This window comes from Streptomyces sp. NPDC055189 (assembly GCF_053606765.1).
Genome location: NZ_JBSGSG010000049.1, coordinates 1 through 23,188, shown reverse-complemented (window position 1 = coordinate 23,188; position 23,188 = coordinate 1). Strand labels below are relative to the sequence as shown.

At 69.6% G+C, this 23,188-nt stretch carries 20 protein-coding genes; 12 read left to right on the top strand and 8 right to left on the bottom strand.

Translation table 11 applies throughout. The features are described 5' to 3' along the window. Window positions 1-151: 151 nt before the first annotated feature. Entirely contained in the window at window positions 152-2,566 is a 2,415-nt protein-coding gene (locus ACWFR3_RS28715; protein WP_453737545.1) for an MFS transporter, read from the bottom strand. A gap of 218 nt (window positions 2,567-2,784) precedes the next feature. Further along, complete coding sequence (locus ACWFR3_RS28710; protein WP_453737544.1) at window positions 2,785-3,228, bottom strand: SRPBCC family protein; 444 nt, start codon at window positions 3,226-3,228, stop codon at window positions 2,785-2,787. Between the two features lie 155 nt (window positions 3,229-3,383). Here ACWFR3_RS28710 and ACWFR3_RS28705 point away from each other — a divergent pair, with 155 nt between their 5' ends. Both ACWFR3_RS28705 and ACWFR3_RS28700 read left to right on the top strand, forming a co-directional pair. Beyond that, window positions 3,384-4,427: an Rv2578c family radical SAM protein gene (locus tag ACWFR3_RS28705; RefSeq protein ID WP_453737543.1), complete on the top strand. Its 1,044-nt coding sequence runs from the start codon at window positions 3,384-3,386 to the stop codon at window positions 4,425-4,427. A gap of 57 nt (window positions 4,428-4,484) precedes the next feature. Continuing rightward, complete coding sequence (locus ACWFR3_RS28700; protein ID WP_453737542.1) at window positions 4,485-4,877, top strand: RidA family protein; 393 nt, start codon at window positions 4,485-4,487, stop codon at window positions 4,875-4,877. 21 nt (window positions 4,878-4,898) lie between these two features. Here ACWFR3_RS28700 and ACWFR3_RS28695 read toward each other — a convergent pair whose 3' ends face one another. Continuing rightward, window positions 4,899-5,468: an adenylosuccinate lyase gene (locus tag ACWFR3_RS28695; protein ID WP_453737541.1), complete on the bottom strand. Its 570-nt coding sequence runs from the start codon at window positions 5,466-5,468 to the stop codon at window positions 4,899-4,901. Window positions 5,469-5,812: 344 nt separating this feature from the next. Between ACWFR3_RS28695 and ACWFR3_RS28690 the strand changes: the two genes are divergently transcribed. The 9 genes from ACWFR3_RS28690 to pssA all read left to right on the top strand — a co-directional run bounded on the left by ACWFR3_RS28690 (window position 5,813) and on the right by pssA (window position 16,667). Continuing rightward, window positions 5,813-7,603 (top strand): 3-hydroxyacyl-CoA dehydrogenase family protein, encoded by a 1,791-nt coding sequence (locus ACWFR3_RS28690; RefSeq protein WP_453737540.1) that lies wholly within the window; start codon window positions 5,813-5,815, stop codon window positions 7,601-7,603. Window positions 7,604-7,727: 124 nt separating this feature from the next. Beyond that, entirely contained in the window at window positions 7,728-8,531 is an 804-nt protein-coding gene (locus ACWFR3_RS28685) for a TetR family transcriptional regulator (RefSeq protein WP_453737539.1), read from the top strand. Window positions 8,532-8,932: 401 nt separating this feature from the next. Further along, the gene (gene ccrA, locus ACWFR3_RS28680) at window positions 8,933-10,270 is read left to right on the top strand and encodes a crotonyl-CoA carboxylase/reductase (RefSeq protein WP_453737538.1); all 1,338 of its coding nucleotides are present in this window, start codon (window positions 8,933-8,935) and stop codon (window positions 10,268-10,270) included. Window positions 10,271-10,287: 17 nt separating this feature from the next. Beyond that, window positions 10,288-12,315 (top strand): methylmalonyl-CoA mutase family protein, encoded by a 2,028-nt coding sequence (locus ACWFR3_RS28675; protein WP_453737537.1) that lies wholly within the window; start codon window positions 10,288-10,290, stop codon window positions 12,313-12,315. Continuing rightward, on the top strand, window positions 12,312-13,277 hold the full coding sequence (locus tag ACWFR3_RS28670) for an HpcH/HpaI aldolase/citrate lyase family protein (protein ID WP_383316132.1): 966 nt from the start codon (window positions 12,312-12,314) through the stop codon (window positions 13,275-13,277). Before ACWFR3_RS28675 ends, ACWFR3_RS28670 begins: the two co-directional genes overlap by 4 nt. Before the next feature lie 2 nt (window positions 13,278-13,279). Continuing rightward, window positions 13,280-13,792 (top strand): MaoC family dehydratase, encoded by a 513-nt coding sequence (locus ACWFR3_RS28665; protein WP_398022693.1) that lies wholly within the window; start codon window positions 13,280-13,282, stop codon window positions 13,790-13,792. Between the two features lie 2 nt (window positions 13,793-13,794). Further along, on the top strand, window positions 13,795-15,000 hold the full coding sequence (locus ACWFR3_RS28660; RefSeq protein ID WP_453737536.1) for an acyl-CoA dehydrogenase family protein: 1,206 nt from the start codon (window positions 13,795-13,797) through the stop codon (window positions 14,998-15,000). 169 nt (window positions 15,001-15,169) lie between these two features. Beyond that, complete coding sequence (locus tag ACWFR3_RS28655) at window positions 15,170-15,826, top strand: phosphatidylserine decarboxylase (protein WP_453737535.1); 657 nt, start codon at window positions 15,170-15,172, stop codon at window positions 15,824-15,826. Further along, window positions 15,813-16,667, top strand: a complete 855-nt coding sequence (gene pssA, locus ACWFR3_RS28650; RefSeq protein WP_190080876.1) for a CDP-diacylglycerol--serine O-phosphatidyltransferase — start codon at window positions 15,813-15,815, stop codon at window positions 16,665-16,667. The genes ACWFR3_RS28655 and pssA overlap by 14 nt, the downstream gene beginning before the upstream one ends. Window positions 16,668-16,779: 112 nt before the next feature. On the opposite strand, the gene ACWFR3_RS28645 is transcribed toward pssA, so the two are convergent. Genes ACWFR3_RS28645 through ACWFR3_RS28625 form a run of 5 tightly spaced genes read right to left on the bottom strand, consistent with a single transcriptional unit; the run spans window position 16,780 to window position 21,664 of the window. Continuing rightward, a complete protein-coding gene (locus ACWFR3_RS28645) occupies window positions 16,780-18,045 on the bottom strand; it encodes an ABC transporter substrate-binding protein (protein WP_453737534.1) in 1,266 nt (421 codons plus the stop codon). Further along, window positions 18,042-19,157 carry a branched-chain amino acid ABC transporter permease gene (locus ACWFR3_RS28640; protein WP_453737533.1) on the bottom strand — a complete coding sequence of 372 codons (1,116 nt, stop codon included), beginning with the start codon at window positions 19,155-19,157 and terminating at the stop codon, window positions 18,042-18,044. The genes ACWFR3_RS28645 and ACWFR3_RS28640 overlap by 4 nt, the downstream gene beginning before the upstream one ends. After that, window positions 19,150-20,040 carry a branched-chain amino acid ABC transporter permease gene (locus ACWFR3_RS28635; protein ID WP_453737532.1) on the bottom strand — a complete coding sequence of 297 codons (891 nt, stop codon included), beginning with the start codon at window positions 20,038-20,040 and terminating at the stop codon, window positions 19,150-19,152. Before ACWFR3_RS28635 ends, ACWFR3_RS28640 begins: the two co-directional genes overlap by 8 nt. Further along, window positions 20,037-20,855: an ABC transporter ATP-binding protein gene (locus tag ACWFR3_RS28630; protein ID WP_453737531.1), complete on the bottom strand. Its 819-nt coding sequence runs from the start codon at window positions 20,853-20,855 to the stop codon at window positions 20,037-20,039. The genes ACWFR3_RS28635 and ACWFR3_RS28630 overlap by 4 nt, the downstream gene beginning before the upstream one ends. Continuing rightward, entirely contained in the window at window positions 20,852-21,664 is an 813-nt protein-coding gene (locus ACWFR3_RS28625; protein WP_453737530.1) for an ABC transporter ATP-binding protein, read from the bottom strand. The genes ACWFR3_RS28630 and ACWFR3_RS28625 overlap by 4 nt, the downstream gene beginning before the upstream one ends. A gap of 260 nt (window positions 21,665-21,924) precedes the next feature. Here ACWFR3_RS28625 and ACWFR3_RS28620 point away from each other — a divergent pair, with 260 nt between their 5' ends. Next, window positions 21,925-23,124 (top strand): PucR family transcriptional regulator, encoded by a 1,200-nt coding sequence (locus ACWFR3_RS28620; protein ID WP_453737529.1) that lies wholly within the window; start codon window positions 21,925-21,927, stop codon window positions 23,122-23,124. The last annotated feature ends 64 nt before the right edge of the window (window positions 23,125-23,188 follow it).

The window sequence follows — 23,188 nt, the reverse complement described above, 5'->3', positions numbered from 1 at the left end:
CACCGCGAAGGCCCTGCGCCGCCCTCAACCACCGTACGACCGGCGCAGGTTGCCGTGCGGTGCAATAAGGGAATTGGGCGCACAGGAGCGCCTCCGGCGGGTATTTCGCGCCGCCCGCCCGCCGGGCCTCCGCCGCCCGCCCCACCAGGCTCTAGTCCTCGTGCCCCAGCTGGAGATCCCGCTCCGTGCGCCCGCCGCCCGCGACCTGGAGCACGGTGGCGACCGGCGGGTAACCCGCGGCGATGACCGTGTACTCGCCGGACGACAGATCGATGAACCGGAACGTGCCGTCTTCCCTGGTCGTGAGGGTGTCCACGACGTTGCCCGCCGCGTCGAGCAGCGTCACGCGCGCGTCCTCCACGGGCCGCCCGCCGCTGGCCCGCACGGTCCCGCGCAGGACGGCGCCGCCCGCGAGCTCGACGTCCTGGCGGGTCTCGCGCGATGCCTGTACGGAGACGGGAAGGGCCGCCGGGCGGAAGGCGGGGGCGCTGGCGGCGAGGGTGTACTCGCCGGCCACCAACTCCGTGATGACGTAGCCGCCCTCGCGCCCGCTGCGGGTGCTCGCCACGACCTCGCCCCGTACGTCGGTGAGGGTCACCGCGGCGTCCCTGACCGGGGTGCCGTCGGCGGTGACGACGCTGCCCGCCAGGCGCCCGGCGCCGCCGAGCACCACGTCGAGCTCCACGGGCCGCTCCCCCACGGTGACGGTGACCGCCTGCGGCTGGTGGCCGCCCGCGGCCGCGATCAGGACGAACGATCCCGGGCCCGGCGTGGAGAGCGCGTACCGCCCGTCGTCGCCGCTCGCGCCGCGGCCGATCTGCTGCCCCCCGACGTCGATGAGGGTGAGGGCGGCGCGGGGCACGACGGTGCCGTCCGGGTGCTGCACGGTGCCGCAGACGGGCACCCCGGCGGCGTACGAGGCACGGGCCTGCGGGACGGTCGTGGGCTCTGCCGTGGGAGCGTCCTGGGACGCTGCTGCACTGGACAACAGGGGTGTCTCCTTGAGGAGGAAGGTGATGATCATGCCGAGTACGAGCACCGGCACCAGGTACAGGAAGATCCGCGGCATCGCGTCGGCGTACGCCTGGATGTAGCCGTCGCGCAGCGCTGCGGGCATCGCGTGGACGAGCTGCGGGGTGATGGCCTCGGGGTCGGGCAGGCCCGCTCCGGCCGGGATGCGGTCGCTCAGCGAGTCGGCGAGGCGGTCGGCGAAGAGCGTGCCGAAGATCGCGGCGCCGACACTGCCGCCGATCTGCCGGAAGTAGTTGTTGGCGCTGGTGGCGGTGCCGAGGTCGGCGGGGCGCACCGCGTTCTGCACGGCGAGGATGAGCACCGGCATGACGAGGCCGACGCCCGCGCCCAGGACGGCCATCCAGATGCTGTAGTGCAGCCGGGGCGTGTCGACTTCGAGCCGGGAGAGCAGATACATGCCGATGACGGACAGGATGCCGCCGATCACCGGATAGATCTTGTAGCGCCCGGTGTGGCTGATGAGCTGGCCGGAGAGGATCGAGGCGCCGACGACGCCGCCCATCATCGGCAGCATGAGCAGTCCGGACTCGGTGGCGCTCGCACCGTCGACCATTTGCAGGAAGGTCGGCAGATAGCTGGCGGCTCCGAAGAGGGCGACGCCGACGACCATGCCCACGACGGCGGTGACGTTGAAGACCGGGTCGCGGAACAGGCGCAGCGGAATGATCGGTTCTGCGGCGAAGCGCTCGGCGACGACGAAGAGCACGATCGAGGCGACGGCCCCGGCCGCGAGCCCCAGGATGACGCGCGAGCCCCACTCGTACTCGGTGCCGCCCCAACTGGTCAGCAGGACCAGGCAGGTGGACGCGGAGGTGAGCAACAGGGCGCCGAGGACGTCGAGTCGGGCCTTGGCCGTGGGCTTGGGCAGTTTCAGCACGAAGCTGACGACGGCGAGGGTGACGAGCCCGAAGGGCACATTGAAGTAGAAGCACCAGCGCCAGGTGACGTGGTCGGTGAAGAACCCGCCGAGCAGGGGTCCGGCGACCGACGCGAGGCCGAAGGCGGCGCCGATGAGGCCCATGTAGCGGCCGCGTTCCCGTGGCGGCACGATGTCCGCGATGATCGCCTGTACGCCGATCATGAGGCCGCCCGCGCCGACGCCCTGGAGGGCGCGGAAGGCGATGAGCTGGTCCATCGTCCGCGACCAACCGGCGAGCGCCGAGCCGACGATGAAGATGATGATCGCGAACTGGAAGACACCCTTGCGTCCGAAGAGGTCCCCGAGCTTGCCGTAGATGGGCAGCCCGACGGTGGACGTCAGGAGGTAGGCGGTGATCGCCCAGGACATCTTGTCGAGGCCGTGCAGCTCACCGACGATCTTCGGGAGCGCGGTGGCGACGATCATCTGCTCCAGGGCGGCGAGCAGCAGGGCGAGCATGAGCCCGACGAAGACCATCCGGACCCGTGCCGGGCTGAGCCCGTCAGCCGCCGACCCGTGCCGCTGCGGCGGTGGCGGCTCGCGGGGCCCGTCGGGCGCCACGACCGCCACCGGTTCCCCCAGTTCGGCGCCCTTCACCAGCGTCGTGCCGCCCACGTCCTGCTCCCCTCGTCGCACCTGCGCCGCACATTTCTCGCATTACGCGACAACTGCGAGCAAGCGCGACGAGTCGCCCCTGCGCGGGGTCCGGCACACGTATGCGCCGGTGGGAGCCCTACGCCGTACAACTGGCCCGAACAGAAAACCACTCGAAACGGTGAGCGTGACAACAACCCTGATGGGCTACCGGAGTTGAGGGCCGGCCAGCGGTCGGGTTACTTCTCGACCTGCCCCGCGAGCTTGCCGAGCACCTCGTCGTAGATGCGCCCGAGACCCTTGGGGGCGAAGGTCTTCTCGAAGAAGCCGCCGATGCCGCCCGCGCCGTTCCACACGGTGGAGACGACGACGCGCGCCTTGCCCTCGCCCGCCGGGGTCACGGTCCAGGTGGTGACCATGGAGGAGTTGCGGTCCTTCTCGACGAGCTGCCCGTCGGTCGGCTCGGAGACGTCGAGGAGGCAGTCGCGGATCCGCTTGCTGGTCGCCTGGAGCTTCCAGTGGACGAGCGTCCCGTCGCCGTCGCCGCCCTCGCGCACCTCGAACTCGCTGAAGTGCTCCGACAGGATCTTCGGGCGCACGTTCGCGTAGTCGGCGAGTGCGTCGAAGACGTCCTCCGGCCGCGCCGCGATGATCCGCTCCGTGGTCGCCTCGACCTGCGCCATGGCACTTCCTCCAGCACTCGGTTGTTCGGGGGTGGTTCGCGGAAAGCCAACCACCCTGGCCACCGGGCCCTCAAATCGGGGTCTCCGCGATACCAGGTCGCGCGATCAAGGGAACGTATGTTCTATTCTGTGGTCAGTGCTACCGAGGAGGCGTCATGCGCTGGGAGAACCTCGCCGACGGTCCGGTACGGGGTGTCGCGGATGCCGCGCTGTTCGGCGCGGACGCGGTTACCACGAGGACCTTCGACACCCCTGAGTTCCGTGGGATCACCTTTCACGAGATCCGGGCGAGATCGATCGTGAACCGGGTGCCGGGGGCGTCACGCATGCCGTTCGAGTGGACGGTCAATCCCTATCGGGGCTGCTCACACGCCTGCGTGTACTGCTTCGCGCGCAAGACGCACAGCTATCTGGACCTGGACACCGGGCTCGGCTTCGACAGCCAGATCGTGGTCAAGGTCAACGCCCCCGATCTGCTGCGCCGCCAGCTCGCCTCGCCGCGCTGGCACGGCGAGCACATCGCGATGGGCACGAACGTCGACTGCTACCAGCGGGCCGAGGGGCGCTACGGCCTCATGCCCGGCATCATCGCCGCCCTGCGCGATCACGCGAACCCCTTCTCCATCCTCACGAAGGGCACGCTGATCCTGCGCGACCTGGAACTCCTGAAGCAGGCAGCCGCCGTCACGGACGTCGGGATCTCGGTGTCCGTCGGCTTCGTCGACCAGGAGCTGTGGCGCACCGTCGAGCCGGGCACGCCCGCTCCGGAGCGACGCCTTGATGCCGTACGGACCCTGACCGAGCACGGCATCGGGTGCGGCGTGCTGATGGCGCCCGTGATCCCGTTCCTCGGGGACAGGCCCGAGCAGCTGCGGGCGACCGTGCGGGCCATCGCCGCCTCGGGTGCCACCTCCGTGACACCGCTCGTGCTGCATCTGCGGCCCGGCGCGCGCGAGTGGTTCATGGCCTGGCTGGAGCGGCACCATCCGTATCTGGTGCGGCGTTACGAGCGGCTGTACGCGGAAGGGGCCTACGCACCCAAGTGGTACCAGCGCCGGATCACCCGCCAAGTGCACGAACTGGCGGAGGAGTTCGGCATCGGACCCGCGCGTGCGGACGCCGCCCGCCGCATCCGCGTACCGGAGCAGGCCGGGCCCGCCCCCGCCCCACCCGGCGGCACTCAGCTCACCCTGCTGTGATCGCCAATGGGCAAGCCCGCCAAGGCATTTGTCAGAGGCATGGTCCAGGATGACCACATGAGCCGACTCACCCGCATCAACGCCCCCGACGGCGTCTTCCCCGCCACCCAGTACACGCACGTGGTCATGGGAACCGGCCGTTTCGTCGCCATCTCAGGTCAACTGCCCCTGGACAAGGACGGACAGCTTGTCGGCGAGGAGGACCCGGCGGCGCAGGCGCGGCAGGTGTTCGACAACCTGTGGCACTGCCTGGTGGCCGCGGGCGGCAGCTTCCGGGACGTCGTGAAACTGACGTACTTCGTCACGGACATGGCCTACATGACCGACATCCGGGCCGCACGGGACACCTATATGGACCCCGCGCACCTCCCCGCCTCCTCCGCGGTCCAGGTCTCCGCGCTGGTCTCGCCGAAGTTCCTGATGGAGATAGAGGGGTACGCCGTTCTGTGAACCCCGCCCGGCCGCGGGAGGCTAGGCGGGCAGCCGGGCCAGGGCCGCGGACGCCGCCGCCGCGAGCCGCGGGAAGCCGCACGCCTGCGTGAGTACGGGCCTGGCACGCGGGTCCCCCAGCGCACCCAGGCCCTCCACGCAGGCCAGCGCGATCTTCCCGTACGGATCGTGCGGGGCGAGTCTGCGCCCCAGCGTGGTGATGAGGGCGGGCGCCGATTCCGGCGCGCGCAGCTCGGTGAGCAGACGCACCGGGTGCAGGGCGTAGGCGATGCGCAGCTCATTGGTGGCCAGGGCGGCTGCCGCTCGCGCCGTACGCGGGTCACGCAGCCTGGCCAGGGCGTACGCGGCGGCCGCGCACCGCGAGGGATCCCGGTGGTTCAGAAGCAGCACCAGGGCTTCGAAGGCCCGGCGGTCGCCGGCGGTGCCGAGCCGGACGGCCGCCAGTTCCCGTGCCCACAACGGCTGGCCCGCCCCGACGAGCACCTCCGCGAGTTCCTCAATATCGCCGGTCGCGACCAGCCTCTCGTAACTCTCCGAGACCCCTGCCTCGCGGCGTAAGCGTTCCGTCACCGTGCGCAACTCCACGTCCATGCGGGGAGCCTATCCGCGATGCAGATCACAAACCCCGGGGACTGGCGCGCTCGTTACTCGCCGGTTAATCTCAAGTGAGCGGGGCACACTCCTCGTCAGCAGTTTTCTTTCCTCGCAGCGGCCTGGTGACGCAGCTGCTGCGAGTGCTTGTCGGTTCGGTGCTTCGAGCACCTCAGCTCCATCCAGTACGACGCGGCTCCGGGACAGGGCCGGTCGACTCCTCACGGGCGTGCGCTCTTCGCCGCCCGGTCACGACACGCAGCAGCTCCCCTCCGTACGCCGCGCCGCCGTCGCCGCGCACCGCGTGCGCCCCTCAGTCGTCACTCACTTCCTGGAGTCCACCCATGGACACTCCCTTGAACACCGTCGCCGTGATCGGTCTCGGCACGATGGGCACCGGCATCGCCGAGGTCCTGGCCCGCGCGGGACGCGAGGTCATCGGCATCGACATCAGCGAGGCCGCGGGCGCCCAGGCGGTGTCCGCCATCGAGTCGTCGACCGCGCGAGCCGTGCGCCGCGAGCAGCTCACCGAGGACGAGCGGCGTGACGCGCTCGCCCGTATCCGTACGTTCACCGACCTGCAGGCCGCGGCCGACGCCGACCTGGTGATCGAGGTCGCCCCGGAGTCGTACGAGATCAAGCAGCAGCTGATCCGTGAACTCGACGACGTCGTGCGCCCCGGGACGATCATCGCGACCGGCACGAACGCGCTGTCCGTGACCCGTCTCGCCGCCGAATCCCAGCGCCCCGAGCGGGTCCTCGGCCTGCACTTCTTCAATCCGGCACCGGCGATGAAGCTGGTCGAGGTCGTGTCGTCCGTGCTGACCGCGCCCGCCGCGGTCGCCTCCGTCACCGACCTCGCTTACGCCCTCGGCAAGGAGCCCGTCGCGGTGGGCGACCGGCCCGGATTCGTCGCCGACGGCCTGCTCTTCGGCTACCTCAACCAGGCAGCGGCGATGTACGAGGCCAAGTACGCGTCCCGCGAGGACATCGACGCGGCGATGCGACTCGGCTGCGGCCTGCCCATGGGGCCCCTGGCCCTGCTCGACCTGATCGGCGTCGACACCGCCCGCACGGTCCTGGACGCGATGTACTCCGAGTCGCATGACCGTCTGCACGCGCCCGCCCCCATCCTCAAGCAGCTCAGCGAAGCGGGCCTGACCGGCCGCAAGTCGGGGCGTGGATTCTACTCATACGACAAGACAGCAGCGCCGGGCAGTTCGACCGTCGTGCGCGACGCGCTGACCCCGTCCGAGGACGGCCGGCGGACCGGCGGGCGCACCGTCCGCTCGGTCGGCGTCGCGGGCTCGGGGACCATGGCGTCCGGCATCGCCGAGGTGTTCGCCAAGGCCGGTTACGACGTGGTGCTCGCCGCACGCAGCGAGGAGAAGGCGGAGAAGGCCAAGTCCCGTATCGCCAAGTCGCTTTCGCGCTCCGTCGACAAGGGGCGGATGACGGCGGAGACCGCGGCCAAGACGCTGGACCGGATCGTTCCGGCGGGTACGTACGACGCGTTCGCCGACGTCGATCTGGCCCTGGAGGCGGTCGCCGAGGACCTGGAGATCAAGCAGCAGCTGTTCGCGGCGTTCGACAAGGTCTGCAAGCCGGGCGCGATCCTGGCGACCACCACCTCGTCGCTGCCGGTCGTCGCCTGCGCCCGGGCCACCTCGCGCCCCGGCGACGTGATCGGCATGCACTTCTTCAACCCGGCACCGGCGATGAAGCTGGTCGAGGTGGTCCGCACGGTCCTCACGGACGACGACGTGCACGCGACGGTGCGCCAGGTCTGCACGACCATCAAGAAGCACCCGGTGGACTGCGGCGACCGCGCGGGCTTCATCGTGAACGCGCTCCTGTTCCCCTACCTCAACAACGCGGTCAAGATGGTCCAGGAGCACTACGCGACGCTCGACGACATCGACGCCGCGATGAAGCTCGGCGGCGGCTACCCCATGGGCCCCTTCGAGCTCCTGGACGTCGTCGGCCTGGATGTCTCGCTCGCCATCGAGAAGGTCCTGCACCGCGAGTTCCGCGACCCGGGTCTCGCCCCCGCTCCGCTGCTCGAACACCTGGTGGCCGCGGGCTGCCTCGGCCGCAAGACCGGCCGCGGCTTCCGCGAATATGCGCGGCGGTAAGCCGGGATCGGACGGGGGCGCGCCTGAGGGAAGACCGCGCACGCACTGGGGCGGGCTGCTCGAACCGTCGGGCAGCCCCGTCCCACGGGAACACTCGGCTGCGCATATGCAGTACGTTCGGGTCATGCCCAAGGCCGCCAAGTCCTCACGTACGCCCGCTACGCCCGACGCTCCGGAGAGCGCGGCCGGCAGCCGCGCCGCCGCCCAACGGCTCAAGATGCGCCGGGAGCTGGCGGCGGCCGCGATGGAGCTCTTCGCGTCCAAGGGGTACGAGGCGACGACGGTCGACGAGATCGCCGCGCAGGCAGGCGTCGCCCGGCGGACCTTCTTCCGGCACTTCCGCTCCAAGGAAGAGGCGATCTTCCCGGACCACGACGACACCCTGATCCGGGCGGAAGCGGTCCTGAACGCGGCGCCGCCGCACGAGCACCCGCTGGACACCGTGTGCCGGGGCATCAAGGAAGTCATGAAGATGTACGCGGCCTCGCCCGCGGTGTCCGTCGAGCGCTACCGCCTGACCCGTGAGGTACCCACGCTGCGCGAGCGCGAGATCGCCTCGGTGGCCCGCTACGAACGGCTCTTCACGCGCTATCTGCTCGGCCACTTCGACGAGCAGGCCCACCACGACGGCAACGACGATCCGCTGCTCGCGGAGGTCGCGGCGTCGGCGGTGGTGACCGCCCACAACCACGTCCTCCGGCGCTGGCTGCGCGCGGGCGGCCAGGGCGACGTGGAGACCCAGTTGGACCACGCCTTCGCCATCGTCCGCAGGACGTTCGGTTCCGGCATCGGGGCGGGGCGCGACTCCACCACCGCTCCGGCGGCCTCGGTGAGCACCGGAGGCGATGTGCTGGTCACCGTGGCACGGACGGACGCACCGTTGGACGAGATCATGCGGACGATCGAGAAGGCGCTGCGGGAGCAGTAGATCCCGTTTTCCACCTTTTTCTCCTGGGCTTTTGAGGGGGCACTACCCACGGGTAGCGCCCCCTCTGCCATGCCACCACACCCTCTGACCTGCACTGATCGATCATCCATCAAAAATTGATGGCACTCAGTGTCTTGCTCACTGGCACGCGGTGTCATACGTTGATGTTGTCCGGGCGGCCGGCGTGCAGAGAACCTTCGTACGCCGGCTGTCCCCACAAGCCACGGCTCGTGTGCCCGGACGCCTGCGTCACAGGCAACCTCCCGCGCCACACCAAGCGCTGCCGAGCAACACCTTCGCCGAACCGACGGCACACCCTCACAAGCACCAGCAGCACCCGACGTAACCCTCAAGAGCGTGGTCCCCTCAAAGGGGGCCCGCACTTCGCCGGAGGCAAAACCGTGAAGGAAATCCTGGACGCGATCCAGTCGCCGGACTCCAAGGCCGCCGACTTCGCCGCTCTCCCCCTGCCCGACTCGTACCGCGCGATCACCGTGCACAAGGACGAGGCGGAGATGTTCGCCGGGCTCGAGACCCGCGACAAGGACCCCCGCAAGTCGATCCACCTGGACGACGTGCCCGTCCCCGAACTCGGCCCGGGCGAGGCCCTGGTGGCCGTGATGGCCTCCTCGGTCAACTACAACTCCGTGTGGACCTCGATCTTCGAGCCGGTCTCCACCTTCAGCTTCCTGGAGCGCTACGGCCGCCTGAGCGAGCTCACCAAGCGCCACGACCTGCCGTACCACATCATCGGCTCCGACCTCGCGGGCGTCGTGCTGCGCACCGGCCCCGGCGTGAACGCCTGGAACCCCGGCGACGAGGTCGTCGCGCACTGCCTGAGCGTCGAGCTGGAGTCCTCGGACGGCCACAACGACACGATGCTCGACCCCGAGCAGCGCATCTGGGGCTTCGAGACCAACTTCGGCGGGCTCGCCGAGATCGCCCTGGTCAAGTCCAACCAGCTCATGCCCAAGCCGGACCACCTGAGCTGGGAAGAGGCCGCATCGCCCGGCCTGGTGAACTCCACCGCCTACCGCCAGCTCGTCTCCCGCAACGGCGCCGGCATGAAGCAGGGCGACAACGTCCTGATCTGGGGCGCCAGCGGCGGCCTCGGCTCCTACGCCACCCAGTTCGCCCTGGCCGGCGGCGCCAACCCCATCTGTGTCGTCTCCAGCCCGGAGAAGGCCGCCATCTGCGAGGCCATGGGCGCCGAGGCGGTCATCGACCGCAACGCCGAGGGCTACAAGTTCTGGAAGAACGAGCACGAGCAGGACCCCCGCGAGTGGAAGCGCTTCGGCAAGCGCATCCGCGAGCTGACCGGCGGCGAGGACGTCGACATCGTCTTCGAGCACCCCGGCCGCGAGACCTTCGGTGCCTCGGTCTACGTCACGCGCAAGGGCGGCACGATCGTCACCTGTGCCTCGACGTCGGGCTACAACCACGAGTACGACAACCGCTACCTGTGGATGTCCCTGAAGAGGATCATCGGCTCGCACTTCGCGAACTACCGCGAGGCCTGGGAGGCCAACCGCCTGATCGCCAAGGGCAAGATCCACCCCACGCTCTCCCGCGTCTACTCCCTCGAAGAGACCGGCCAGGCCGCCTACGACGTGCACCGCAACCTCCACCAGGGCAAGGTCGGCGTCCTCGCCCTCGCGCCCCGTGAGGGCCTGGGCGTGCGCGACCACGAGAAGCGCGCGCAGCACATCGACGCCATCAACCGCTTCCGCAACGTCTGAGGGCTGAGGGTTCGCACATGACAGAGCGTCAGAAGGACCGGCCGTGGCTCATGCGGACCTATGCCGGTCACTCCACGGCCGAGGCGTCCAACGAGCTGTACCGTCGCAACCTCGCCAAGGGTCAGACGGGCCTCTCGGTCGCGTTCGACCTGCCCACGCAGACGGGCTACGACCCGGACCACATCCTCGCCCGCGGCGAGGTCGGCCGGGTCGGCGTCCCCGTCTCGCACGTCGGGGACATGCGGCGTCTTTTCCAGGACATCCCCCTGGACCAGATGAACACCTCGATGACGATCAATGCCACGGCCATGTGGACCCTGGCGCTCTATCAGGTGGTCGCGGAGGAGCAGGGCGTGGACATCACGCAGCTCCAGGGGACGACACAGAACGACATCGTCAAGGAGTACCTCTCGCGCGGGACGCACGTCTTCCCGCCGGGGCCCTCCCTCCGCCTGACCACCGACATGATCACGTACACGGTGGCGAACATCCCCAAGTGGAACCCGATCAACATCTGCAGCTATCACCTGCAGGAGGCCGGGGCCACGCCGGTGCAGGAGATCGCCTACGCGATGTCCACCGCCGTCGCCGTGCTCGACGCCGTGCGCGACTCCGGGCAGGTGCCGCCGGAGAAGTTCGGTGACGTCGTCGCCCGTATCTCCTTCTTCGTGAACGCGGGCGTCCGCTTCATCGAGGAGATGTGCAAGATGCGGGCGTTCGGCCGCATCTGGGACCGGATCACGCGTGAGCGGTACGGCATCACCAACCCCAAGCAGCGCCGCTTCCGCTACGGCGTGCAGGTCAACTCCCTCGGCCTGACGGAGGCGCAGCCCGAGAACAACGTCCAGCGCATCGTCCTGGAGATGCTGGCCGTCACGCTCTCCAAGGACGCACGCGCGCGTGCCGTGCAGCTTCCCGCCTGGAACGAGGCCCTGGGCCTGCCCCGGCCGTGGGACCAGCAGTGGTCGCTGCGCATCCAGCAGGTGCTCGCCCTGGAGAGCGATCTCCTGGAGTACGAGGACATCTTCGCGGGCTCGCACGTCATCGAGGCCAAGGTGGAGTCCCTCGTCGAGGAGTCGCTCGCCGAGATCGACCGCATCGAGCAGATGGGCGGCGCGATGGCCGCCGTCGAGTCCGGCTACCTGAAGTCGCAGCTGGTCTCCTCGCACGCCGAGCGCAGGGCGCGCATCGAGTCGGGCGACGAGAAGATCGTCGGCGTCAACGCCTACGAGTCGACCGAGCCGAACCCGCTCACCGCGGACCTGGACACCGCGATCATGACGGTCGACCCCGCCGTCGAGAACCGCGTCGTGAAGGCCCTTGGCACCTGGCGCGACACCCGCTACCAGCCCCCGTTCAACCACCCGCGGCCCTGCAAGGCCCTGGAGAAGCTCAAGGAGGTCGCCGCGGGCACCGGCAACCTCATGGAAGCCACCCTGGAGTGCGCACGCGCCGGTGTGACGACCGGAGAGTGGGCCGGGGCCCTGCGGGAGGTCTTCGGGGAGTTCCGGGCGCCCACGGGCGTCTCCAGCGCCCCGGTGGCCGTCACCGCGGAGGCGGGCACGCCGCTCGCCCTGGTCCGGGACAAGGTCGCAAGGACCGCCGCCGACCTCGGCACCGGCAAGCTGCGCTTCCTGGTCGGCAAGCCGGGCCTTGACGGGCACTCCAACGGGGCCGAGCAGATCGCGGTGCGTGCGCGTGACGCCGGCTTCGAGGTGGTCTACCAGGGCATCAGGCTCACCCCCGAGCAGATCGTCGACGCCGCCCTGGCCGAGGACGTGCACGCCGTGGGCCTCTCGATCCTCTCCGGCTCGCACGCCCAGCTCGTGCCGGACGTGCTCGTGCGCCTGCGTGAGGCGGGCGCGCCCGACATCCCCGTCATCGCGGGCGGCATCATCCCCAACAGCGACGCCGAGGACCTGAAGGCGGCGGGTGTCGCCGCCGTTTTCACCCCCAAGGACTTCGGTATCACCGAGATCATCGGCCGTATCGTCGACGAGATCCGGAAAGCGAACAAGCTCGACCCTCTGGAGGTCCCCGCATGACCGCGCCCATCAACCGCCTGCGCCCGCGCCGCTCGTGTCTGGCGGTTCCCGGCTCGAACCCCCGCTTCCTGGAGAAGGCCCAGGGCCTCCCCGCCGACCAGGTCTTCCTCGACCTGGAGGACGCCTGCGCGCCGCTCGCCAAGCCGGAGGCCAGGCACACCATCGTCAAGTTCCTCAACGAGGGCGACTGGACGGGCAAGACGCGGGTGGTGCGCGTCAACGACTGGACGACCGAGTGGACGTACCGCGACGTCGTCACGGTCGTCGAGGGCGCGGGCCAGAACCTCGACTGCATCATGCTGCCGAAGGTGCAGAGCGCGGACCAGGTCGTGGCGCTCGACTTCCTGCTGACGCAGATCGAGAAGACGATGGGCTTCGAGGTCGGCAAGATCGGCATCGAGGCGCAGATCGAGAACGCGCAGGGCCTGAACAACGTCAACGCGATCGCGCAGGCCTCGCCGCGCGTCGAGACGATCATCTTCGGCCCGGCCGACTTCATGGCGTCCATCAACATGAAGTCCCTGGTCGTCGGCGAGCAGCCGCCCGGCTACCCGGCTGACGCCTACCACTTCATCCTGATGAAGATCCTGATGGCCGCCCGCGCCAACAACCTCCAGGCGATCGACGGCCCCTACCTCCAGATCAAGAACGTCGACGGCTACCGCGAGGTCGCGAACCGCGCCGCCGCGCTCGGCTTCGACGGCAAGTGGGTCCTGCACCCCGGCCAGGTCGACGCCGCCAACGAGGTCTTCTCGCCCTCCCAGGAGGACTTCGACCACGCCGAGCTGATCCTGGACGCGTACGACTACTGCACCTCCGAGGCGGGCGGCAAGAAGGGCTCCGCGATGCTCGGCGACGAGATGATCGACGAGGCGAGCCGCAAGATGGCGCTCGTCATCTCCGGCAAGGGGCGCGCCGCGGGCATGACCCGGACCTCCAAGTTCGAGATCCCGGAGGCCTGACGATGCAGTTCGGCCGCACCTACGAAGAGTTCACCGTCGGGGACGTCTACAAGCACTGGCCCGGAAAGACGGTCACCGAGTACGACGACCACCTCTTCTGCCTCCTGACGATGAACCACCACCCCCTCCACATGGACAGCAACTATGCGGAGAAGACGACGGACTTCGGGAAGAACGTCGTCGTGGGGAACTACATCTACTCGCTGCTTCTGGGCATGTCCGTGCCGGACGTCTCGGGCAAGGCGATCGCCAACCTGGAGGTGGAGTCGCTCAAGCACGTGGCGCCGACCTTCCACGGCGACACGATCTACGGCGAGACCACGGTCCTGGACAAGACGCCGTCGAAGTCCAAGTCGGACCGCGGGATCGTCTACGTGGAGACCAAGGGCTACAAGCAGGACGGCACGCTGGTCTGCGTGTTCCGCCGCAAGGTGATGGTCCCCACCGAGACGTACATCAAGGAGCGCGGCGGCGAGCAGCCCGGCCGCCCCGAACTCAAGCAGCAGGAGAAGTAGCCATGAGCCGACTCGCGCAGACCGCAGGTCTCACGGACATCCAGCGGGAGATCCTCTCCACCGTCCGGGACTTCGTCGACAAGGAGATCATTCCGGTCGCCACGGAGCTGGAGCACCGCGACGAGTACCCGCAAGCGATCGTCGACGGCCTCAAGGAGTTGGGCCTCTTCGGGCTCATGATCCCGGAGGAGTACGGCGGTCTGGGCGAGTCGCTGCTCACGTACGCCCTGTGCGTCGAGGAAATAGCGCGTGGCTGGATGTCGGTCTCCGGCATCATCAACACCCACTTCATCGTGGCCTACATGCTCAAGCAGCACGGGACACAGGAGCAGAAGGACACCTTCCTGCCCCGCATGGCGGCCGGCGAGGTGCGCGGCGCGTTCTCCATGTCGGAGCCCGGGCTCGGCTCCGACGTGTCGGCGATCACGTCCAAGGGCGTCAAGGAAGGCGACGAGTACGTCCTCAACGGTCAGAAGATGTGGCTCACGAACGGCGGCACGTCCACGCTGGTCGCCGTTCTGTGCCGGAGTGACGAAGGACACCCCGAGGGCACGGCGCCCCACAAGTCGATGACGACCTTCCTCGTGGAGAAGGAGCCCGGTTTCGGAGAGGTCCGGCCCGGCCTCACCATCCCCGGCAAGATCGACAAGATGGGTTACAAGGGCGTCGACACGACCGAACTCGTCATGAACGGGCTACGAATTCCGGCCAATCGCGTACTCGGCGGGGAAACCGGTCGCGGTTTTTACCAAATGATGGACGGCGTCGAAGTCGGTCGGGTAAATGTCGCGGCGCGTGGCTGCGGTGTCGCTCAGCGTGCATTTGAGCTCGGTGTCTCGTATGCCCAGCAACGTCACACTTTCGGCAAGGCGATCGCTCAGCACCAGGCGATCCAGTTCAAGCTGGCCGAGATGGCTACCAAGGTCGAGGCCGCCCATGCGATGATGGTGAACGCAGCACGCAAAAAGGACTCCGGGGAACGAAACGACCTCGAAGCAGGGATGGCGAAGTACCTCGCCTCCGAATACTGCAAAGAAGTCGTAGAGGACGCGTTCCGGATTCATGGCGGTTACGGCTTCTCGAAGGAGTACGAGATCGAGCGCCTGTACCGTGAGGCTCCGATGCTGTTGATCGGTGAAGGTACCGCCGAGATCCAGAAGATGATCATTGGGCGCCGACTGCTCGAAGAGTATCGACTCCAGGGCTAAATGCCCGCTTTGGGGCGGTTTCGTCGAGAAGAAGGTCACACCCTGTCAGCACTCTTCGGCCGTCGACTCCGCTTCCTGGCTTGCCCAGTTGTGGCTCGCAACCGATACCATCCGGAAAAAGCCGCCGTCCCCCGTTCATGCGCGGCATCATCCGCTACGAAGGTCATCCATGCCCCACAGCCAAACCTCTGCACCACGCGACAGCCTCGCTGGCGTACGCCTTGCGCGCGGAGCATCGCCGTGGCTCCTGCCGACTGTCGCCACCGCGGCACTCAGCCTCGCCCGCGCGCGTCGCTCCAAGGGCGCCGCGGCCGTAGCTGTACCCGTCACCGCTCTGGCGGCGGGCATGCTGTGGTTCTTCCGCGACCCCGAGCGTGAGATCACCCAGGGCCGGGTCATCTCGCCGGCCGACGGTGTGGTGCAGAGCATCATGCCGTGGAAGGACGGGCGCACCCGCGTCGCGATCTTCATGAGCCCGCTGAACGTCCACGTCAACCGCGCGCCCCTGGCGGGCACGGTGACGTCCGTGGAGCACATCCCCGGCGGGTTCGTCCCGGCGTTCAACAAGGAGAGCGAGAACAACGAGCGCGTTGTCTGGCACTTCGACACCGAGCTCGGTGACATCGAGATGATCCAGATCGCGGGCGCGGTCGCGCGACGCATCGTTCCTTACGTGCCGCAGGGCACGAAGGTGGAGCAAGGTGAACGGATCGGCCTGATCCGCTTCGGCTCCCGTGTGGACATCTACCTCCCCGAGGGTGTCGACGTGGATGTCGAGGTCGGTCAGAAGACCGTGGCTGGGGTGACTCGAATTGACCGTGGTTGATCCTGAGACACAAGCGGGCTGGGTGCCCGAGGCGGCCGAGGACGAGGCCGACGAGGAGATGCCTCTCTCACTCCGCCTCTCGATAGCGGACACCCTCACGCTCGGTAACGCCACGTGCGGGTTCATGGCGGTGTACTTCACCACCACCGGCATCCTCATCCCGCACCTGCAGGGCAGCAACGAAAGCGGCATGGCGCGGCACTCCGCCGCGACCGCCGTGATCCTGATGCTCTGCGCGGCGGTCTTCGACCTCTTCGACGGGCTCGTGGCGCGCAAGCTGCGGTCCTCGCCGATGGGCGCGGAGCTCGACAACCTGTCGGACCTGATCAGCTTCGGTCTGGCCCCCGCGTACTTCGTGCTCGTCTACGGCATGGTCGCCGACGACGCGCACCAGAGAGTGGCCGCGGTCGGAGCGATCGTCGTGCTCCTGGCGGTGGTGCTGAGGCTTGCGCGGTTCAGCTGCGTGACCGTGAAGGACGGCACCTTCCAGGGCATGCCCTCGCCCTTCGGCGCCCTCACGGTCGTCTCGATCGTGCTCCTGGAGCTGCCTTTCGTGGCGACGCTCCTCGCGATCATCGGTACGGCGTGGCTCATGGTCAGCCGGGTCGAGTACCCCAAGCCGCGGGGCCCGCTCGCGGTGGCGATGCTCGCGTGGATCGTCGCGGCGATGGGACTGCTCGCGGCCTGGGCCTTCGAGGCTCCGGGCGGCCAGCTGCTGCTGCAGACCGGCTGTGCGCTGCAGCTGGTGCTCGGCGCGGTCATCCCGCTCTTCGCCACGGCCCGCCGGGTGAACAACTTCCGCGGGAACCGGCGCGAGGCACGGGCGGCGCAGTTGCCGTAGCGGCGCTTGAACGGTTTGAAGGGGGGCCCGCACCAGATGGTGCGGGCCCCCCTTCGCTTGCCGTCTGTCGCCCTTCGGGCTCGTCCTCAAATGCCGGACGGGCTAAAATCGCTCAGCTTCCCGCCGTGTAGCCCTCCACCGCGTCCGCGGCGCCCGGCTCGCGGACCACCTTCATGCCGCCCGTCGCGCTCTTGTCGGGGCGCAGGATGACGCTCTCCTTCGAGGACGGGGCCTTGGGGTCGCTGAAGTCCTGCGAGACGCCGAAGCCCGTGTCGTAGTCGCTGATGGTCAGGAGCGCCTTGTCGACGCCCTCACGCGTGAGGTCCTTGCTCTCGCACGCCTTCTTCAGGGCCTCGCCGAAGATGGACGCCGCGGTCCAGCCGGCGGTCACGCCGTTGTCCAGGGAGTCCTTCGGGTAGGCCGCCTTGTAGTCGCTGACCAGCTTCTTCGCCGCGGCGGTGTCGGCGCCGATCGGGAGGGTCGGCGAGGCCACGTAGTAGTTCTTGGCCAGGGCCGGGCCCGCCTGCGTCCCCAGGAGCTGGGGGGCGAACGCCGAGTTGTTGCCGATGATCGGCACGTCGAACCTGCCCGCCGCCGCGACACCGACCAGCGAAGCCGCCTGCCGGGGCCCCGCACTGATGACGATGCCCTTCACGCCCGCCTTCTTCAGGGCCGCGACCTGCGCCGTCATGTCGTTGTCGGTCGCCTTGATCTTCTGCTCGACGACGGTGAGGCCCGACTTCTTCGCCATGTACTTCGAGCCCTGCAGGGCGTTCTCGCCGTAGTCGCCCTCGAAGTAGACATGCCCGAGCTTGTCGCCCTTCTTCAGGCCCTTCTCCTTCATCAGGAAGTCGATCGCGTTGATCGTCTCCAGGTCGTACGTCGAGCCGACGACCCGGACGTACGGGCTGCCCAGGAGATTGGCCGACCAGGCCTGCGGCAGGACGAGCGCCTTGTCGGCGTCGACCCGCTGCTCGACCGCGGCGACGAACGGCGAGCCGATGAACTGGGCGAAGCCCAGGACGTCCGGCTCAAGCTCGGTGTACGCGGCGACCGCCTTCTGGGGGTCGTAGCCGTGGTCGCGGACGGTCAGCTTCAGCTTGCGGCCGCAGATGCCGCCGTCGGCGTTGGTCTGCTTGACGTAGAGCTGCTGGGCCTGGGTGACGCTCTTGCCGAGGGTCGCGTAGACGCCGGTCATGTCGGTGAGCACACCGAGATCGATCGTCTTGGCGGAGACGCCGGCACCGGCCTTGACCCCGCCCGCGCCCTCCTTGTCGCCCTCGCTGTCGCCCGCCTTCGAGCTGCAGCCCGCGACCGCGAGCAGTGCGGCGAGCGCTGTCGCCGTCGCGGTGGCCCTTCTCAACCTGCGTGAACTCATTGTTCCTCCCCTGGAGTGTGGCCGGACTTCGGCCTGGAGCGCCGGGCGGCGATGCTGGCCAGACCGCCGGGCAGGAACAGCACCACCGCCACGACGGCGGCGCCGTACAGATACCGGGACGCCTCGCCCGGTGTGATCCCGCCACTGCCGGGGGCCGAGACCAGGGGCAGCGCGTCGCTGTACCGGGTCAGGAGCTGCGGGAGCAGGGAGACGACGGCGGCACCGGCCACCGCGCCCGCCACCGAGCCGAGGCCGCCGATGACGATCATGGCGAGGTATTCGAGGGACAGCACCATGCCGAAGTAGTCCGGCACGGTGCGCTGGAAGACGAGCGCGAGGAGGACCCCCGCGAGGCCCGCGTACATCGACGACAGGACGAAGACGCCCGCGCGGTAGCGGGCGACGGGCACCCCGATGACGCCGGCGGCGATGCGGTGGTCGCGGATGGCGTTCATGGCCCGCCCCGGGCGCCCGCGCAGCACGCCGCGGGCGAAGAGTCCGCCGCCGACGAGCAGGACGAGTCCGGCGTACCAGAGCTTCTCCGACGCCCCGAACGGCACGGAGGCCACGACGAGCTCGCTGTCGTCGAAGGTGATGCCGAAGACGCTCAGGGGCGGTACGTCACGTCCGTTGGAGCCGCCGGTCAGGTCATGGGCGTTGAAGAGCACGTGCTGCCCGATGAAGATCAGCGCGAGGGTCGCGATGCCGAGGTAGGCGCCGCGCAGGCGTCCCGCGATGGGGCTGAAGAGCCCGCCCGCGACCCCCGCAACGCCCACCGCCAGGGCGGCGGCGATCCAGGTGGGGAGCCCGAGGCCGGTGAGCCCGGCCTCGCCGTCTCCCGCGAAGACGCAGTATCCGTACGCCCCGATCGCCAGGAAGAAGGCGTGTCCCATGGAGAGCTGGCCGGTCGCGCCGGTGAGGAGATTGAGGCCGATGGCGCCGATCGCGGCAGCCATGGCGAACAGGCCCGCCTGGAGCCAGAACCGGTCGAGGTAGAAGGGCAGGGCGAGCAGGAGCACGGCCCCCGCGATCCAGACGTATGTGCGCGGGCGTGTCAGCCTCGTGCGGTTGCGGGAGCGCAGCTCGCGTCCGCGGGCCAGGACTTCAGACACGGGTGAGCTCCTTCGTGCCGAAGAGTCCGGCGGGCCGGATGAGGAGGATGACGGTCATCACGAGGTAGGGCGCGAGGTCGCCGAGGCCCCGCCCCAGGAAGGTGAGTTCGCTCTGGTAGCCGGTGGCGAGCGACTCGGTGACCCCCACGACGAGCCCGCCGACGAGCGCGCCCGTGGTGGAGTCGAGGCCGCCGAGGATCGCGGCGGGGAACGCCTTGAGCGCGGCCAGCGAAGTGGCCCGTTCGAGTCCCGGCGTCGGGAAGACGGTGAGGAAGAGTGCCGCGACCGCGGCGAGCCCGCCCGCGACCGCCCAGGCGCCGAGGGAGACCCGGCCCAGGCGCACGCCCATCAGGGCGGCGGTCTCGGGGCTCTCCGCCGCGGCCCGCATCGCCACGCCCCAGGAGGTGTAGCGGAAGGCGAGCAGGAAGACGGTGATGAGGAGCGCGGCGGCGACGAACGCGGCGATCCGCGTGTACGCGATGGAGACCGACCCGATCGTGAGCACCGAGTCGCCCCAGGGGTCGCCGAGAGCGAGCACGTCGGTGCCGAGGCGCCGGGTGAGTTCGGTGGTGAGCAGGATGTCGACGCCGATGGTGACGATGGCGAGGACGCTGTGGTCGGAGCCGCGATAGCGCCGCATGACCAGGAACTCGATGGCCGCGCCGACGACGGCGGCGCCCGCGATGCCGACGCCGAGTGCCGCCCAGAAGCCGATGTCGTCGTGGAGGGTGGCGGTGATGTAGCCGCCGGCCAGGAGCAGCGAGGCGTGCGCGAAGTTCACGACCTCGGTGGCCCGGAAGATGACGACGAAGCCGAGGGCGATGAGGGCGTAGACGGAGCCCATCGAGAGACCGTTGAGGAAGAGCTCGACGAAGGTGGTCACGACGCGGCCTCCTCTCCCAGGTAGGCGCGCACGACCGCCGGGTCGTTCTGCACGGCCGCCGGGGCGCCGTCCGCTATGCGCCTGCCGAAGTCCAGTACGGTCACCGCGTCCGCGAGCCGCATCACCACCCCCATGTCGTGTTCCACCAGGACGATCGAGATTCCGAGGCTGTCGCGGACGCCCGCGATGACGGCCGCCGTGCGCTGCCGCTCGTCGGCGGTCATGCCCGCGACGGGCTCGTCGAGCAGGAGCAGCCGGGGCTCCATGCACAGGGCACGGGCCAGTTCGGCGAGTTTCTGCTGCCCGTACGGCAATGAGCCCGCCGGGGCCTGGAGTTGATGTTCTATGCCGACGAACGCCGCTATCTCACGCACCCGTTCGCGATGCCGGCGCTCCTCGCGCGCGGCCGACGGGAGGCGCAGACCTGCCGCGACGAACCCGGTGCGGGTCAGTCGGTGGCGGCCGAGCATCAGGCTGTCGGCTACCGTCGCGCGCGGGGGCAGGGCCAGGTTCTGGAAGATCCGTGCGACGCCGAGTCCTGCGATGCGGTGCGGAGGCATCGTCGTGAGCTCGTGCTCGCCGAGGCGGACGCTGCCGCCGGTGGCCTTGTACACGCCGGACAGGACGTTGAAGCAGGTCGACTTGCCCGCGCCGTTGGGTCCGATGACGGCGTGCACGGTGCCGGGCCTGACGGTGAAACTGACGGCGTCGAGGGCGGTGAGGCCCGCGAACCGCACGGTCAGGTCCCGCACTTCCAGGGCGGGTACGTCTTCTTCTCGCGGGGTCGTGTCGACCGCCGGACGGTTCTCGGTCATCGCCGGCCCGCCCATCGCTCAAGCACCGGCAGCGCGGCGACACCCCGCGAGGCATCGGCCGCGGCGGTCTCGTCGACCACCCCGAGGTAGCGGCGGCGCACCTCGTCGGAGGCGGCAAGATCGTCCGCCGCTCCCGCCAGAGCCACTTCGCCGACGTCCAGGACGTACGCGCTCGACGCGAGGCGCAGCGCGAGGGCGGCGTTCTGCTCGACGAGGAGGACCGAGGTGCCCTGGGTGTTGATCTCCTGGATGGTGTCGGCGATGCGTGCCGCCATCAACGGGGCGAGTCCCAGGGAGGGTTCGTCCAGGAGCAGCAGCTTCGGCGAGGCCATCAGCGCCCTGGCGACCGCCAGCATCTGCTGCTCGCCGCCGGAGAGGAGCCCGGCCCGCTGGCCCGCGCGCTCGGCGAGCACGGGGAAGAGTTCGTGGACGCGGCTCAGGGCCGTGGCCTTCGCGCCCCGGCTTCCCGCGGAGCCGAGCGCGCCCGCCCGCAGGTTGTCGGCGACGGTCATCCGGGCGAACACCTGCCTTCCTTCCGGTACTTGGGAGACTCCTGCGGCGACCACCCGGTCCGCGTGCCATCCGTCGATGCGCCGCCCGCCGAAGTGGATGGAACCGGTGGTGAGCGCCCCCCGGTGAAAGCCGAGGGTGCGTGAAATGGCGCGCAGGAGCGTCGACTTGCCCGCGCCGTTGCCGCCGAGGACGGCGACCACGGCGCCCTCCGGTACTTCGAGCGACACCTGGCGCAGTGCGCGTACCGGTCCGTATCCGACCGACGCGTCCTGTACGACCAGTCCGGAACCACCCACCTGGGACCCCCCTGTCCTCTGCCTGCCCTGTTCCTTGCGCCCGGCCGCCGGCACCGCACGACCCGCTGCGTGGCGCTCACCCCAGCACCGCCGCGCCCGCCCGTCCACGGCCTGTCTCCGAATCGCTGCGGGTGACCAGCGGGACCGGCCGCCCGTTGTGCACGGGCACAACACCGCGTGTCAGGGGCCTGCCAGGGGTGGTCGGGCGATGGCATCCTCCGCAGCACGGAAGCACGGCCGCCGGCGGCGATGGGGGTTTCATGAGCGGACGCAGACCTCGTACGGGCCATGACTGGAAGGTGCTCGAGGAGGCGTGCGCCGCGCTGCTCCCCCGCATCCCCGATCTGGTGGACGAACATCTGCGGCAGCTCTTCGAGCACTCGCCGGTGTACGCGCGGGTCCTGCCGCACGACCAGCAGTGGCGGGAGGCGGAGGAGGCGATGCGGATCGGCATCGAGACCATCTCGGCGCCGCGGGCGTCGCCGCGCCGGGACCTGGAGTACGCGGAGGAGGCGGGAAAGCGCCGGGCCCAGCAGGGCCTGCCGCTCGAACTGGTGGTGCACTCGTACCGCAACGCGGGTTATCTGGTCTGGGACTCGCTGCTCGAAGGCACCGAGGGGCAGGACCCGGAGAAGCTGGCGGTCCTGATGCGGTCGGCGACGATGGTGTGGTCGGCGGTCGACGCGCAGGCGGCGGCCGCGTCCGACGCGTACCGGGCCACGGAGATGGAGCTGCGGCGGCGCACCGACGAGCAGCTGCAGGCACTGCTCGACGCGCTCCTGGAGGGCCAGGCGGGACCCGGCCTGGCCGCGCAGGTGGCGGCGGGTCTCGACCTGCCGGAGCGCGGGCCGTACGCGGTGGTGGTGCTGCGCGCCGAGCGGCGGGACGGGCGGGCCGCGTTCCACCGGCAGATCCAGCGGGCCGGGTTCCGCTTCGTCTGGCGGATGCGGACGGACCGGGAGGTGGGGGTGGTGGCGCTCGGCGACGAGGAGGGCCTTGACGAGCTGGCCGCCGCGCTTGAGGGGCGGTGCCCGGGGCCGGGCGGCATCAGCCCTGTCGTGGCGGGCCTCTCCGAACTGGGCCACGCGCGGCGCCTGGCCGAACTGGCGCTGCGTACGTGCCCGCCGGACGCGACCGGCATCGTCCGCCTCGACCAGCGGATGCCGACGGCCCTGGTGGTGAGCCAGCCGGAACTGGCGGGCCGCCTGGTGTCGGACGTCTTCGGCGAGGTCCTCGCCCTTGAGCCGGCCGACCGGGCGGTGCTCCTGGAGACGCTGGACGCGTGGTTGCTGTGCGAGGGGTCCGCGGGGCGGGCCGCGGGACGTCTGTACTGCCACCGCAACACGGTGTTCAACCGCTTGCGGCGCCTGGAACAACTGACATCACGATCGCTGGCGCGCCCGCGGGACCTGATGGAGATGACGCTGGCCCTGGACGCGTATCGGCTGGCGCCGGGCTAGGGCGGTGATCACCGGCTCCGCCGAGTTCGTCCTCAAACGCCGGACGGGCTGAAGATATTCAGCC